General features: G+C 51.0%; 12 protein-coding genes. 11 read left to right on the forward strand and 1 reads right to left on the reverse strand.

Annotated elements, in window-relative coordinates:
- The first annotated feature begins 81 nt into the window (after window positions 1–81).
- From AC0YNX_RS01565 to AC0YNX_RS01585, 5 genes are all read left to right on the forward strand, one after another.
- The gene (locus tag AC0YNX_RS01565) at window positions 82–837 is read left to right on the forward strand and encodes a tRNA threonylcarbamoyladenosine dehydratase (protein ID WP_475813903.1); all 756 of its coding nucleotides are present in this window, start codon (window positions 82–84) and stop codon (window positions 835–837) included.
- Complete coding sequence (locus AC0YNX_RS01570; RefSeq protein ID WP_475813904.1) at window positions 834–1,499, forward strand: YdeI/OmpD-associated family protein; 666 nt, start codon at window positions 834–836, stop codon at window positions 1,497–1,499. Before AC0YNX_RS01565 ends, AC0YNX_RS01570 begins: the two co-directional genes overlap by 4 nt.
- A 260-nt stretch (window positions 1,500–1,759) precedes the next feature.
- The gene (locus AC0YNX_RS01575) at window positions 1,760–3,109 is read left to right on the forward strand and encodes an Nramp family divalent metal transporter (RefSeq protein ID WP_475813905.1); all 1,350 of its coding nucleotides are present in this window, start codon (window positions 1,760–1,762) and stop codon (window positions 3,107–3,109) included.
- Between the two features lie 142 nt (window positions 3,110–3,251).
- Entirely contained in the window at window positions 3,252–4,556 is a 1,305-nt protein-coding gene (locus AC0YNX_RS01580) for a replication-associated recombination protein A (RefSeq protein ID WP_475813906.1), read from the forward strand.
- Window positions 4,557–4,813: 257 nt separating this feature from the next.
- Window positions 4,814–6,163 (forward strand): hemolysin family protein, encoded by a 1,350-nt coding sequence (locus tag AC0YNX_RS01585; protein ID WP_475813907.1) that lies wholly within the window; start codon window positions 4,814–4,816, stop codon window positions 6,161–6,163.
- A gap of 107 nt (window positions 6,164–6,270) precedes the next feature.
- Here AC0YNX_RS01585 and mnmA read toward each other — a convergent pair whose 3' ends face one another.
- A complete protein-coding gene (gene mnmA / locus AC0YNX_RS01590) occupies window positions 6,271–7,368 on the reverse strand; it encodes a tRNA 2-thiouridine(34) synthase MnmA (protein ID WP_475813908.1) in 1,098 nt (365 codons plus the stop codon).
- Window positions 7,369–7,609: 241 nt separating this feature from the next.
- On the opposite strand from mnmA, the gene cymR reads away from it, so the two are divergent.
- From cymR to alaS, 6 genes are all read left to right on the forward strand, one after another.
- On the forward strand, window positions 7,610–8,029 hold the full coding sequence (gene cymR / locus AC0YNX_RS01595) for a cysteine metabolism transcriptional regulator CymR (RefSeq protein WP_475813909.1): 420 nt from the start codon (window positions 7,610–7,612) through the stop codon (window positions 8,027–8,029).
- 13 nt (window positions 8,030–8,042) lie between these two features.
- Window positions 8,043–9,200 (forward strand): cysteine desulfurase family protein, encoded by a 1,158-nt coding sequence (locus AC0YNX_RS01600; protein ID WP_475813910.1) that lies wholly within the window; start codon window positions 8,043–8,045, stop codon window positions 9,198–9,200.
- Window positions 9,201–9,217: 17 nt separating this feature from the next.
- Window positions 9,218–9,769 (forward strand): PRC-barrel domain-containing protein, encoded by a 552-nt coding sequence (locus tag AC0YNX_RS01605; protein WP_475813911.1) that lies wholly within the window; start codon window positions 9,218–9,220, stop codon window positions 9,767–9,769.
- Window positions 9,766–9,960, forward strand: coding sequence for a hypothetical protein (locus tag AC0YNX_RS01610; protein ID WP_090572911.1), 195 nt, complete (start codon window positions 9,766–9,768; stop codon window positions 9,958–9,960). The genes AC0YNX_RS01605 and AC0YNX_RS01610 overlap by 4 nt, the downstream gene beginning before the upstream one ends.
- 132 nt (window positions 9,961–10,092) lie before the next feature.
- Window positions 10,093–11,163, forward strand: coding sequence for an AI-2E family transporter (locus tag AC0YNX_RS01615; protein ID WP_475815149.1), 1,071 nt, complete (start codon window positions 10,093–10,095; stop codon window positions 11,161–11,163).
- 357 nt (window positions 11,164–11,520) lie between these two features.
- Window positions 11,521–14,157 (forward strand): alanine--tRNA ligase, encoded by a 2,637-nt coding sequence (alaS, locus tag AC0YNX_RS01620; protein WP_475813912.1) that lies wholly within the window; start codon window positions 11,521–11,523, stop codon window positions 14,155–14,157.
- The last annotated feature ends 40 nt before the right edge of the window (window positions 14,158–14,197 follow it).

Consider the following 14,197-nt stretch of genomic DNA (forward strand, 5'->3'; position numbering starts at 1 on the left):
CAATGACCGGCTTTCGCCCCTTGGTATTCGTGGCGGAAGCCGGATTCTTTTGACACTATAAACAAGTAAGAGGTGTTTTTCATGCTGCACCAGTTTTCACGTACGGAGCTCGCAATCGGCCCGGAGGGGCTTGAGATTATGAAAGGCGCAACCGTTGCTGTGCTCGGCATCGGCGGCGTCGGCTCCATCGCAGCTGAGGCGCTTGCGCGTACAGGCGTAGGACGTCTTATTCTGATCGACAAGGACGTTGTCGACATTACGAACATTAACCGCCAAATCCACGCGCTCACCACGACGGTGGGGCAGCCGAAGGCGGATTTGATGCGCGATCGCATCAAGCTGATTAACCCGGAGTGCGATGCGATATCGCTGCGGATGTTCTATACAGAAGAGACGTATGAGAAGCTGTTTGAGTACGAGCTCGACTATGTGGTCGACGCTTCGGATACGATTTCATACAAAGTCCATCTGATCAAGGAGTGCTTGGAGCGGAAGATCCCGATCATCTCGAGTATGGGTGCCGCGAACAAGATGGATCCGACGAAGTTCCAGGTAGCGGATATCTCCAAGACATCAATGGACCCAATCGCAAGGGTTGTTCGCCAGAAGCTGCGCAAGGACGGCATTAAAAAAGGGGTTAAAGTGGTCTTCTCGACTGAGGAGCCCAAGAAGCCGCGCGTTGACGTTACACAGCGTATCGTACCGGATAACGCGCCTGAAATTCGCAAGGCACAGCAGCCGCCGGCAAGTAATGCATTCGTGCCGCCAGTCGCAGGACTCATTATGGTCAGCGTCGTTGTGAAAGATTTGCTCGCGCAAGGGGGACAACCAGTATGAACGCAGAACTCGTAAACAAGCTGCGCTTATCGCTTGATATGCGCGCAGTCGTTATGGAAATGCCAGAGCCGGAGCTGCTTGAGGAGCTGGGCTTGGAGAACAACGGTAAAGTGGAAGAGATGGACCGCGGCACGTATGATTTTGTCATGCTGTTCGTCAAAGACATCGCTAGCTTGAATGAGCATGCGCCGTCAGCACTGAAGGCAGTCAAGAAGGATGGGTTGCTCTGGATCTGTTATCCGAAGGGCACATCCAAGATGAGAACAGACATTAATCGCGATCGCGGCTGGAGAGTCGTGAAAGATGAGGGCTGGGAAGGCGTCTCGCTCGTATCGGTTAACGAGACATGGTCGGCCATGCGTTTCCGTCCGGTTGGCGCTGTGCAGACAAGTGCCAGAGCGAGCCGTGCTGCTGACCTGAGCCGCAGAACAGAGCCAGTGTCCAAAGAGATTGTTGTTCCTGACGATGTACAGGCTGCACTTGCATCCTATCCGGAAGCGGAGGAGTTCTTCGCTCAGCTTGCGACATCGCATCGCAAAGAATATGTTCGCTGGATCAACGAAGCGAAACAGGAAGTAACACGCGTTAAACGGATTATGGAGATGACGGAGAAGCTGTCTAACAAGCTGAAACGTCCTTCGGACAAGCCGGTAACTAAATAATTTTTTGTAAAAAGAAATCCGCTATGGAGTGTACAAGCAGTCAGTTGCTGCCACGCTCCGAGCGGATTTTTGTGCTTTCGCTGGGGCAACCTTGTTTACCTCGTATTAAAGTTTTGTCCCATCCTTAAAAAGTTGCCTTTGACAAACTTTTTTGAGTGTGTACAATGAAAATAGGAAACAATGGTTTCCTGCCTGCATATTTGTAGGGAGTGGCTTTAGCACATAATAGGACGGTCAGACGTTTATAAGAGGTGAATTACATGAGTGAACAATCAAATCCGCTCGCACAAGACAATAGCGGCTGGCGCTATCCGCGGAAGCAGAATACATTGCCTGAAGTTTATCGCTCGATGAAGATTCCGAAATCGGGTTCCTGGTTTCGCAAGTTTCTCGCCTTTGCCGGGCCTGGTTATTTGGTGGCTGTCGGTTACATGGATCCGGGCAACTGGGCGACGGACTTAGCTGGCGGTTCCAAGTTTGGATACACGCTGCTTGCCGTTATCCTGCTCTCCAACCTGATGGCGATTCTGCTGCAGGCGCTCGCAGGGAAGCTCGGTATCGTAACAGGGCGGGACTTGGCACAAGCATGTAGGGATCACTACAGCAAGCCGGTAGCGATGGGACTGTGGGTAATGTGTGAGCTGGCTATTGCAGCCTGCGACTTAGCCGAAGTTATCGGTGCGGCGATCGCGCTCAACTTATTGTTCGGCATACCGCTTATAGCAGGTGTCGTCATTACGGTTCTTGATGTACTGCTCGTGCTGCTGCTGCAGAACAAAGGCTTCCGATATATCGAAGCACTCGTTATCGTATTGATTGTTACGATTGGCGGCTGTTTCTTGATCGAAATCTTCTGGTCACAGCCAGAAGTCGGCGCCGTTATGAAAGGCTTTATCCCAACTAGTCAGATTATTACGAATCCTGAGATGCTTTACATTGCCATCGGTATTCTCGGTGCGACCGTAATGCCGCACAACTTATATTTGCACTCATCCATCGTTCAAACTAGACAGTTCGATCAAACAGCACTTGGCAAGCGCCAAGCGATTAAATATGCAACATGGGATTCGACAATCGCGTTATTCTTTGCCCTTTTCATTAACGCAGCTATCCTTATTATCTCCGCAGCAACGTTCCATTCGGCGGGACACACAGATGTAGCGGATATTAATGAGGCGTACCACCTGCTGTCGCCGATGCTGGGCACGGCTGCGGCAAGTGTATTGTTCGGCGTTGCGCTGCTGGCGTCCGGACAGAACTCGACGTTGACAGGCACGCTCGCAGGTCAGATCGTCATGGAAGGTTTCCTGAACCTTCGTATCGCGGCATGGCTGAGAAGGCTCGTCACGCGGCTAATTGCAATTATTCCGGCAGTCATCGTTACATGGCTGTATGGTGAGGGCGGTACGATGGAACTGCTCATCCTGAGCCAAGTCATCCTATCGCTTCAGCTGTCATTCGCAGTCATACCGCTTGTGAAGTTTACGAGCGATAAGCAGAAGATGGGCGAGTTCGTGAATAAGCCTTGGATGAAATGGCTGTCATGGGTCGTTGCGATTGTAATCGCGGGGCTGAACATTTATTTGCTGTATCAGACATTTACAGGCTAATTGAATATCAATTTATTAGACCAAGATGGGGCATTTCTCGGAGTTCGAGAAGTGCCTCTCTTGTTGTCTTTTACGTTGTCTTCATAGCGAACGTTTGTGCTTGTGTGCTATGATAGTTGGGTGAAAAGGATGTGTGGAGCATATGGATCTGTTTACGTATCAGAACGAAGAAGAGGCGCCTCGGGCCAAGCTGTTAGCGGACCGGATGCGGCCTCAGACCATAGATGAGTATATTGGCCAGACGGAAATCGTAGGTCCTGGAAAGCTGCTAAGAAGGGCGATTGAGGCGGATCAGGTGTCATCGATTCTGCTCTATGGCCCTCCAGGCTGCGGCAAAACGACGCTTGCCCATATTATCTCGATGCGGACGCAAGGAGATTTTGTGAAGCTGAATGCCGTGGATGCATCGGTAAAAGATGTCCGCGAAGTGATTGATCGCGCAAGAATGACCAAATCCATGTACGGTCGCAAAACGATTCTGTTCCTCGATGAGGTGCATCGTTTCAACTCGTCGCGGCAGGACGCGCTACTGCCTGCGGTTGAGCAGGGCATCATTATCTTCATTGGAGCAACGACGGAGAATCCGTTCCACTATGTCAACGGAGCTTTGTTGTCGCGTTCTACGTTGTTCCAGCTCGAAGCGCTCACGAGGGAGGACGCGCTGACGGCGATGCGGCGTGCCCTGTCGGATAAGGAGCGGGGACTTGGCTTCATGGAGCTGCATGTGGAGGAAGAGGCGCTGCAGCATATCGCGAGCATGGCTGGCGGCGATATTCGCCGTGCGCTCAATGCGATTGAGCTTGCGGCAGTGACGACTCCGTCACAGCCGGATGGATCTGTCATTGTAACGCTTGGAGTAGCGGAAGAATCCATCCGCAAGCCGACGATCCGTGCGGACGAATCGACGCAGTACGATGTGCTGTCCGCATTTCATAAGAGCGTACGCGGCTCCAGCGATGCGGCGCTATTCTGGTTTCTATATGCCGTTGAGAAGCTCGGCATGGACCCAATGACGTTCGTTCGAAGGCTGATCGTCGCTTGCAGCGAAGATATCGGCCTTGCGAATCCGCAGGCGATGGTACAAGCAGTAACGGCGATGGATGCTTATCATAAGATTGGATGGCCGGAAGCGAAGTACAACATTACGCAAGCGATTCTGTTCGCTGTCGAAAGTCCGAAGTCGAATGCTTCAGCTATTGCTATCGGAAATGTGATGAACACGATCGAGCAGATTGGTTCTGCGGAAGTGCCGCTGCATTTGCGGGACACGCATTACAGCGGGGCGCAGCGTCTTGGTCATGTTGGCTATAAATATCCGCATGATTACCCTGGACATTATGTGGAGCAGCAGTATTTGCCTGACCGAGTTGCGAAGAAGAAATTCTACCAAGCGACGAATCAAGGCATGGAAGACAAGATTCGACAGAATCAAGAACGCCGTAAGTAAGCGGTAATTTACGCTTATATCTGCATAAACAATAGCAGGAGCTAGAAAATGGCGCATAAAGGCCGACCTTTACGGAATAAACATTACTAAAACCCGAATTTGAGCCAGAAGGTGGGATGACGGCGTTTGACGTAAAGTTAATCCATCGTCTAATCTAGTATTATAACATTTCTTTATAATTTTCAGTTCCCGAAGGAGGTGCACCTGTTCGTCGTGAATGCAGTTATCGTCAGCTGCGGACGGCAAACAGGGAATCGTTGAGTAGTGACCCGTTACCCTTATTTTTAAGTATTTTATTAATTGTAGTGCTCGTCTTTCTAAACGGATTTTTCGTTGCAGCTGAGTTTGCGATGGTTAAAGTGAGAAGCAGCCGGATTGATACGCTCGCCTTGGACGGCAATCGTCGCGCGCGTTTTGCTTCGCAGCTTACCAACAATTTGGACGCTTATTTGTCGGCCTGTCAGCTTGGCATTACGCTTGCTTCCCTTGGACTTGGTTGGGTTGGTGAACCAGCCATCGGGCATCTTATTGAACCATTGCTCAAGAGTCTTCACTTTAGCGAAGTTGGCGTCTCTACAGTATCCTTTGTACTTGCGTTCTCGATTATTACCATTCTGCACATCGTTCTAGGTGAATTGGCGCCGAAGACGGTTGCGATTCGCAAGTCTGAGCCTGTAACCCTTTGGACAGCAATGCCGCTTATTGCTTTCCACAAGCTGATGTACCCGTTCATTTATTTGCTTAACGGAATGGCAAACTGGCTCTTGAAGCGCATAGGTATTGAACCAGCTGCTGAGCATGAATCGGCGCATACCGAGGAAGAAATTCGGATCCTCATGAAAGAAAGCCATAAATCCGGTCTAATTGATAATACGGAGCTTACGCTTGTCGATAATATATTTGATTTTGCGGAGACGCACGCCAGAGAGATCATGATTCCGCGGACAGAGATGATCTGTCTCTATGCGAACCTGTCGTTCGAGGAGAACCAAGCGATTGCGCTCAAGGAGATGCATACGCGCTACCCGGTTTGTGACGGCGATAAGGATAACATCATTGGCTTTGTGCACATTAAGGACCTGCTTAAAGTGACGCAGCAAGGTCTGAACGATATTCGTGTCATTACGCGTCCGATGACGACCGTACCTGATTCGATGCATATCAGCGCATTGCTGAAGCTGATGCAGAAGAAGAAGACGCAGATCGCCATTCTGATTGATGAATATGGCGGTACTTCCGGCCTTGTAACGCTTGAGGATATCATGGAAGAGATCGTCGGTGAAATTCAGGACGAATTCGATGAGGAACGCCCTGATATCGAGCCGCGCGAGAACGAATCGCACTCGATCAATGGCATGATGTTGATTGAGGAAGTGAACAGCTACTTCGGTCTCGAAATCGAGAGCGACGACTACGACACGATCGGCGGCTGGATGTACGCGCAGATCGAGAATCCGCCAACGAAGGGCGAGCGAGTCGTTCATCCGGATGGCTTCGAATTTGTCATCGAAGAGACCGATCATCTTCGTATCTCGCGTATCGTTATCCGTAAGTTTACGGAGAGCGAAGAGATGGAAGAGGTAGAGCTGCGAGCTGAAACAGGATAAACGAATAACACAGCACTCGAACTTTGGTTCGGGTGCTTTTTTTGCGCCGTTAAGCGGTAGAAATAAAAACAACCCCGCGTCCATTGAACGCAGGGTTGTTCTCCATTTTATTGATTCACAACATCGATTGTGCCGCCGCCTAGGCATACATCGCCATCGTAGAAGACGACCGCTTGGCCGGGGGTGATCGCTTTCTGCAGGTTGTCGAAGATAACATCCGCAGTTGTGCCGTCTGCGCGGAGCGTGAGGGTCACGCCTTGGTCCGGCTGGCGATAGCGGAACTTCGCTGTGCATTTGAGCGGTCCCACTGGCTTAACATGCGAAATCCAGTTGATGCCTGTCGCAACGAGACTGTGCGAGTACAAGCTCGCATGCTTGTCTCCTTGAACGACGTAGAGGATATTCTCCTCCAAATCCTTCGCAGCTACGAACCAAGGCTCACCATTGCCTGAGCCGCCGATGCCAAGACCCTGCCTCTGACCGAGCGTGTAGTACATGAGCCCGTCGTGACGGCCTTTGGTCTCGCCCGACTCAATGTCGACCATGTTGCCAGGCTGAGCCGGCAGGTAACCGCTCAGGAACTCCTTGAAGTTACGCTCGCCGATGAAGCAGACGCCTGTGCTATCTTTTTTCTTCGCGGTGTATAGTCCGAACTCTTCCGCAATGCGTCTAACTTCCGGCTTCGGCAGATGTCCGATCGGGAACATTGCTTTCTCGAGTTGGTCTTGACGAAGCGCGTGCAGGAAGTACGTCTGATCCTTATTGGAATCGACTCCGCGCAACAGCTTCGCTTCACCGTCTGCGGTACGCTCTAAACGGGCATAATGACCAGTAGCCAAGTAATCCGCACCGAGCTCCAGCGCTTTCTGCAAGAAATCGCCGAATTTAATTTCACGGTTGCACATTACATCCGGATTCGGTGTGCGGCCATTCCGGTACTCATCGAGGAAGTAAGCGAACACTTTATCGAAATACTGCTTCTCGAAATTGACCGTATAGTAAGGAATGCCGATCTGGTCGCAGACGCGGCGAACATCTTCTGCGTCCTCTTCAGCCGTACAATGGCCGAATTCATCGGTGTCATCCCAGTTTTTCATGAAAATCCCGATTACATCATAGCCCTGCTGCTTGAGCAGAAGCGCGGTAACGGATGAATCAACGCCGCCGGACATGCCGACAACGACACGAATATTCGAATTGCTCATAATCAATAGACACCACCTTATAGATCAAGCCCATCCCTCTAATTCACATAGGAAAGACGCTTACGTTTTTATATTGTAGCACATTATGCAAATGATTTTCATGAAAACGACATGTTTTTTCAACATAAGACTCGTCTAGTATGTTAACATAGATATGATATGGGAATACCATGGATTGTGATCACATGATTGCATCAGCCTTTAAATAAGATACAGTTTTGCTTGGGAAGAGGTGCAGCAGTTGAAAATTTCAACGAAAGGCCGCTACGGCCTAACGATTATGATGGAGCTTGCGGGTAAATTCGGTGAAGGTCCTACATCGCTCAAAAGTATAGCGGAACGTAATTCTTTGTCGGAGCACTACTTGGAGCAGCTGATTGCCCCTTTGCGCAACGCAGGACTTGTGAAGAGCATCCGCGGTGCATATGGCGGCTATATTTTGTCCAGAGATCCGGGAGAAATTACTTCAGGCGACGTTATTCGTATTCTGGAGGGACCGATCTCTCCGGTTGATTTCACCGAGGAAGATGATCCGGCTAAGCGCGATCTATGGCTTCGCATTCGTGACAGCATCGCGGAAGTGCTAGACTCGACGACACTAGCAGATCTTGTCTCCTTCAGAGAAGAGGGTCCGCAGGACTCCTACATGTTCTATATTTAAGGATGATGCGAGAATGGAACGGATTTATTATGATCATGCGGCTTCCTCGCCGATACACCCTGAAGTAGCAAGCGAAATGATGTCCGTCTATACGGGGACGTTCGGCAACCCGTCCAGCACACATGCTTATGGACGCGGCGTACGCCAGTTGCTTAACCGTGCGCGCGATATTGTTGCAGCAAGCACAGGCTGCACGGCGGCGGAGATCGTCTTCACTGGAGGCGGAACCGAGAGTGACAACATGGCACTCATTGGTGCGGCCAGAGCAGCTCGTAAACAACACGGCAAGACCCATATCATCACGGCTGCGACGGAGCATCATGCCATTCTTCACGCTAGTGAGGCGCTCGAAGAAGAAGGATTCCGCATTACGATTTTGCCAGTGGACGAGCAGGGACTTGTATCGATAACGGATGTTGCAAACGCAATTGAAGCGGAAACCGCCATGATTAGCATCATGTATGTAAATAATGAGACCGGAACCATTCAGCCGATCCATGAGATTGGTGAACTCGCCCGGTCTTCCGGAGTGCTCTTTCACGTCGATGCCGTACAAGCGCTCGGATCGATTGCTATTGACCTGAAGCAATTGCCTGTTGATCTTATGAGCTTCTCCGCTCACAAGATTAATGGGCCGCAAGGCGTTGGCGCACTCTTCGTTCGTAAAGGCGTCACCTTTGAGCCACTCTCACACGGCGGCTTGCAAGAAAGAGGCAGACGCTCGGGCACGGAGAATGTTGCCGGCATTGTTGGTTTCGCGAAAGCTGTTGAACTTTCTGTGAATTCAATCGAAGAACGGAAACTTTTGCTCGCGCAACTTCGTTATACATGGATAGAGCGGATGATTGAGACGTTAGGCGATGACCGGATTGCTGTAAACGGCCATGAGACGCTGCACGCGCCACATATTCTGAATATGAGCTTTATCGGTATTAGTTCCGAGACGATGCTCATGAATCTGGATCTGGCAGGCGTAGCGGCATCGGGCGGATCGGCTTGTACATCAGGCGCGCTTGAACCATCCTACGTGCTTCGAGCGATGGACGTTTCTATCGAGAGACAAGCTTCCGCTGTAAGATTTAGCTTCGGATTGGGAAACACTATGGAGGAACTCGAGCAGGCCGCAAAAAAAGTTGCAACTTTTATAGGCCGTGTTCGTACTAATGCCTAGGAGGCTTTCCTAAAACGGTGCTAAGACTACAGCATGTGATCGGGCTTCCGGTCGTTGAGATGAGTGCCGGCAAGCAAGTCGGCCATGTGAAGGATGCATGGTTTGACGAGCACTGGCAGCTTGGCGGGATTGTATTGGACGCCGGCAGACGATTCTTGACCGCAATGAAAGCAGTGCTCTGGAGTGAAGTACTCGTCTGCGGTGCAGATACCGTAATTATTATGAATACGGCATCTGTTCGGAAGACGAAGCAAGCCGAAATTCAGCGTTCGTTCCAGACTGGATTGATCCGTTTGAAAGATTTGCCCGTCGTGACTACGGATGGTGAACAACTTGGCCGAGTATCAGATGTTTATTTTGATCAATTACAGGGTACACAAATAGTAGGCTATGAGTTGACTGATGGTTTTATAGCGGACATGTTGGAAGGCCGCAAGTGGCTTCCGGTGCCCCAGCTAACAGAAGAAGTCATGCTCGGAGAAAATGTCATAATTGTACCGGCCGGCAGCGAGGCTTACCTTACCCCGGTCGCAGTTTCTGAGTCGGATATAGGGAGAAATGAACCATGAAATGCCCAAATTGCAGTTCCAAAGATATCGGTAAAATCGGATCCCACCAGTATTATTGTTGGGGTTGCTTCATTGAATTAACGGTGAACGGCGAGAAAATGTCCGTGTACCAAGTCGAAGAAGACGGTACACTGAGCTCGCTCGACGATCTCTTCTTTGAAGATGATATGCCGCAAGTGCATGCGAATTAATGTAGCATAAGGAACGGTAGGCGACCTCTGGCGAGAGGTCGTCTTTTTTCATTGGCGGGATGAAAACGACAGCCTGTACATATACTGTTAGTACGTATGCTATTTTTTGCCGGTCCAAGGGAGGGGTTCAGCCTGGAACGCTTTACGAACAACCGTCTGTTTGTATGGCTTGTCTATCTCATTCTGGGGCTGATTGCCCTTTATTTGCTTCTGCTGCTGAAACCGATCATTATCCATATTTATGTGTTTCTGCGCGCGGTATTAGCACCGTTCCTTATCGCTATGATCATATCCTATGTGCTCAATCCGATTGTCAGCCTGCTAAATGAACGGAAGGTGCCAAGGACCATTGCCGTACTGCTCATCTATGCGGTGTTCTGCGGCGCCCTCACGGTTATTCTAATGAATGCCATTCCGATGTTTCTGGAGCAGCTTCAGGAGCTGAATGAGCATATGCCGGATTTAACAATGAAGGCACAGGGAATCGTGAATGACTTGAACAATTCATCGTTCTTGCCGGAGAGTATTCGCGGCGGAATTAACAAGTCGATCTACAAACTGGAGAAGCAGAGCTCGGATGCCATCTTCAGCTTCATTAATAATATCGGGGCGATGATCAACATCGTATTCATTGCGTTCATCATCCCGTTCCTGGCGTTCTATATATTGAAGGATTTCGAGGTGTTCGAGCGTACGCTGCTTACCTACGTGCCCAAATCGCATCGCAAGCATGCCGTGCGGCTGCTCAAGGACATCGACAATGCGCTTGGCAGCTACATTCGCGGTCAGTTTCTTGTTTGCGTTATTGTTGGCACACTTGCTTACGTGGGTTATTTGATTATCGGCATGCCTTATGCGCTGCTGCTCGCAAGCGTTGTAGCCGTGACGAACATCATTCCATATCTCGGTCCGTTCTTCGGCGCGGCGCCTGCGCTTATCATGGCATCAACCGTTTCGCTCAAAATGATGCTGCTCGTCGTCGTCGTCAACACCGCCTGCCAAATTCTTGAGGGCAACATTATTTCGCCGCAAGTGGTGGGCAGAACGCTGCATATGCATCCGTTGTCGATTATATTCGTCTTGCTCGTCGGAGGTGAGCTGGCGGGAATCGTCGGGATGATACTAGCCGTACCGATCTTCGCTGCGCTGAAGGTCATCATTCAGCACTTCTTCGCTTATTACGTTAGGCGGAAGACAATTTGACATTGTATACCTGTTGTGAGTATACTATTGACAACTACGTCAACCGCATATTGAAATCGTAGATGAAACATAAAGTAAGTCATAGACCGCTGCCAGAGAGAGAATTCCTTCGTGAGCGCTGTAAGCGCCCGCGTCGGCTGCGAGAATTCTAACGGCGAAGGATGGCTGAAAGCTGGTTTCGGAGAGTGAATGAACTTCACCGGGTGGACCCGTTAACGTCTGACTAAGGAGATTGCATGGCTTAAATCGTGATTGATGCGAGTAGGCGTGCAATAACCAGGGTGGTACCGCGAATGATTCGTCCCTGTTTTTTAGGGGCGTTTTTTTTATTTCTACTAAATTTGGGGGTTGAACAGTATGAAAGCAAGTGAAATCCGTTCGAAGTGGCTCTCCTTCTTCGAGAGCAAAGGCCATAAGGTTGAGCCGAGTGCTTCCCTAGTTCCGCATAATGATCCGTCGCTGCTTTGGATTAACGCTGGTATGGCGCCTCTGAAGTCTTATTTTGACGGCCGTGTTATCCCTGACAATCCGCGTATTACAAACTCGCAGAAATGTATCCGTACGAACGATATCGAGAATGTCGGCAAGACTCGCCGTCACCAAACGATGTTCGAGATGCTCGGCAACTTCTCGATTGGCGATTATTTCAAAGAAGAAGCCATTACTTGGGCATGGGAGTTCCTGACGAGCCCGCAATGGATCGGCTTCGATCCGGAGCGTCTATCTGTTACGGTATATCCGGAGGACGAGGAAGCATTCAAATTCTGGAATGAGAAAATCGGGCTTCCAGCAGAGCGTATCTACCGTTTGCAGGATAACTTCTGGGACATCGGCGAAGGCCCGTGCGGACCATGTACCGAGATCTTCTATGACCGCGGCGATGCTTTCGGCGACCTGAGTGATCCGGAATGCTGGCCTGGCGGAGAAAACGAACGGTTCCTCGAAGTATGGAACCTCGTATTTTCGCAATATAATCATAATAAGGACGGCAGCTACACGCCGCTGCCTAACAAGAACATCGATACAGGCGCGGGTCTTGAGCGCATCACTTCGATTCTGCAAAATGTCGACTCGAACTTCGACACGGATTTGTTCCGTCCGATCATTGAGCGCACTTGCCAAATCGCGAACGTTACGTACCACACGGATGTAGAGAACGACATCGCTTTGAAGGTCATTGCTGACCATGTCCGTACGGTTGCCTTCGCAGTTGGCGACGGCGTTATGCCTTCTAACGAAGGCCGCGGCTACGTCATCCGACGCTTGCTTCGCCGCGCGGTTCGTTACGGCAAGACGCTGGGCGTTGACCGTCCGTTCTTGTTTGAGCTCGTATCGGTAGTAGGCGAGATTATGGGCGGCCACTATACAGAAGTTGTCGATAAGCGCGAGTTCATCGAGAAAGTCATTCGTACCGAAGAAGAGCGTTTCCATGAGACACTTTCTGACGGTCTGGCACTGCTCGGTGATCTAGTTAAAACAGCGAAGGCTGCCGGCGTTACGCAAGTTAGCGGAGCTGACGCGTTCAAGCTGTATGACACCTATGGCTTCCCGTTCGATCTGACGGAAGACTATGCAGCCGAACAAGGCATGACGGTTGACCGCGACGGCTTCGACGCTTCGATGGAAGAGCAGCGTATGCGCGCGCGTGCAGCTCGCCAAGACACTGGTGGCATGAATGTTCAAGGCGGACCACTTGCTGATTTCACGGCAAAATCCGAATTCGTCGGCTATCAGGATCTGGCGATTGAAGGCGCAACAGTTCTTGCAATCGTGAATGGCGATGCGCTAGTTGATTCTGCATCCGAAGGCAGTGACGTGCTTGTCATTCTCGATCGCACGACGTTCTATGCAGAGAGCGGCGGTCAAATCGGCGACAGCGGTACGATTACTGGCCAAGGCTTCACGCTCACAGTCGAAGGTGTGACGAAGGCGCCACATGGTCAACCGGTACACCACGCTGTTGTGACGAGCGGAACGGTCAAAGTTGGCGATCAAGTACAAACGGCTGTATCGACGCAAACGCGTGAAGATACAATCAAGAACCACACGGCAACACACTTGCTGCACCGCGCGCTGAAAGACGTTCTCGGCGAGCATGTTAACCAAGCAGGCTCCCTCGTTGAGCCAGACCGTCTCCGCTTTGACTTCTCGCACTTCGGCAGCATCACGCCGGAAGAGCTGACGGAGATCGAGCGCCGCGTCAACCAGCAGATCTGGCTTGGCACAACGCTTGATATCGACTATAAGTCGCTCGTAGAAGCGAAGGAAATGGGCGCAATGGCGCTGTTCGGCGAGAAGTATGGCGATGTTGTCCGCGTTGTTCGCGTCGGCAGCTACAGCCTTGAGCTGTGCGGCGGCTGTCACGTAGCAAACACGGCGCAGATCGGGTTGTTCAAGCTGGTAAGCGAGAGCGGCATCGGTTCCGGCGTTCGCCGGATTGAAGCTGTAACTGGCCGTAACGCGTACCTGTACATGGAAGGCCAGCTGGATCAACTGAAGCAAGCGGCAGCGCTATTGAAGACGAACTTGAACGACGTGCCTAAGCGGATCGAAGCGCTGCATGTACAAGTGAAAGAGCTTGCTCGCGAGAACGAGTCGCTGCAAGGCAAGCTTAGCCGTATCGAAGCAGGCTCGCTGGAGACGCAGGCGAAGACTGTCGGCGGCGTTACTGTGCTTGCTGCACAAGTAAACGCTCCTTCCATGGACGCGCTGCGCGGTATTGTTGATGAGCTGAAAGCGAAGCTTCCAAACGCGGTTATCGTGCTTGGCGCAGCTGCAGAAGACAAGGTTAATCTCGTCGCAGCTGTTGCTCCGGAGCTAGTGAAACAAGGCTTTAACGCTGGCAAGATCATCAAAGAAGCGGCAGCAGCATGCGGCGGTGGCGGCGGCGGTCGCCCGGATATGGCGCAAGCAGGCGGGAAAGATCCGTCAAAACTGGGCGAAGCGCTCCAAATTGCCGAAGAACTGGTTCTCTCGCAGGCAAATGTGATATAGTAAGTTTATTAAACGGCTGTTAAGCGGCTTGGAAAGTGAG

This window comes from Paenibacillus sp. J31R98, from assembly GCF_056269245.1.

Bases quoted from the DNA above. Each gene is read 5' to 3' on its own strand.
- AC0YNX_RS01565 (WP_475813903.1), top strand. From the start codon at position 82: ATGCTGCACCAGTTTTCACGTACGGAGCTCGCAATCGGCCCGGAGGGG.
- AC0YNX_RS01570 (WP_475813904.1), top strand. From the start codon at position 834: ATGAACGCAGAACTCGTAAACAAGCTGCGCTTATCGCTTGATATGCGC.
- AC0YNX_RS01575 (WP_475813905.1), top strand. From the start codon at position 1,760: ATGAGTGAACAATCAAATCCGCTCGCACAAGACAATAGCGGCTGGCGC.
- AC0YNX_RS01580 (WP_475813906.1), top strand. From the start codon at position 3,252: ATGGATCTGTTTACGTATCAGAACGAAGAAGAGGCGCCTCGGGCCAAG.
- mnmA (WP_475813908.1), bottom strand. From the start codon at position 7,368: ATGAGCAATTCGAATATTCGTGTCGTTGTCGGCATGTCCGGCGGCGTT.
- AC0YNX_RS01600 (WP_475813910.1), top strand. From the start codon at position 8,043: ATGGAACGGATTTATTATGATCATGCGGCTTCCTCGCCGATACACCCT.
- AC0YNX_RS01610 (WP_090572911.1), top strand. From the start codon at position 9,766: ATGAAATGCCCAAATTGCAGTTCCAAAGATATCGGTAAAATCGGATCC.
- alaS (WP_475813912.1), top strand. From the start codon at position 11,521: ATGAAAGCAAGTGAAATCCGTTCGAAGTGGCTCTCCTTCTTCGAGAGC.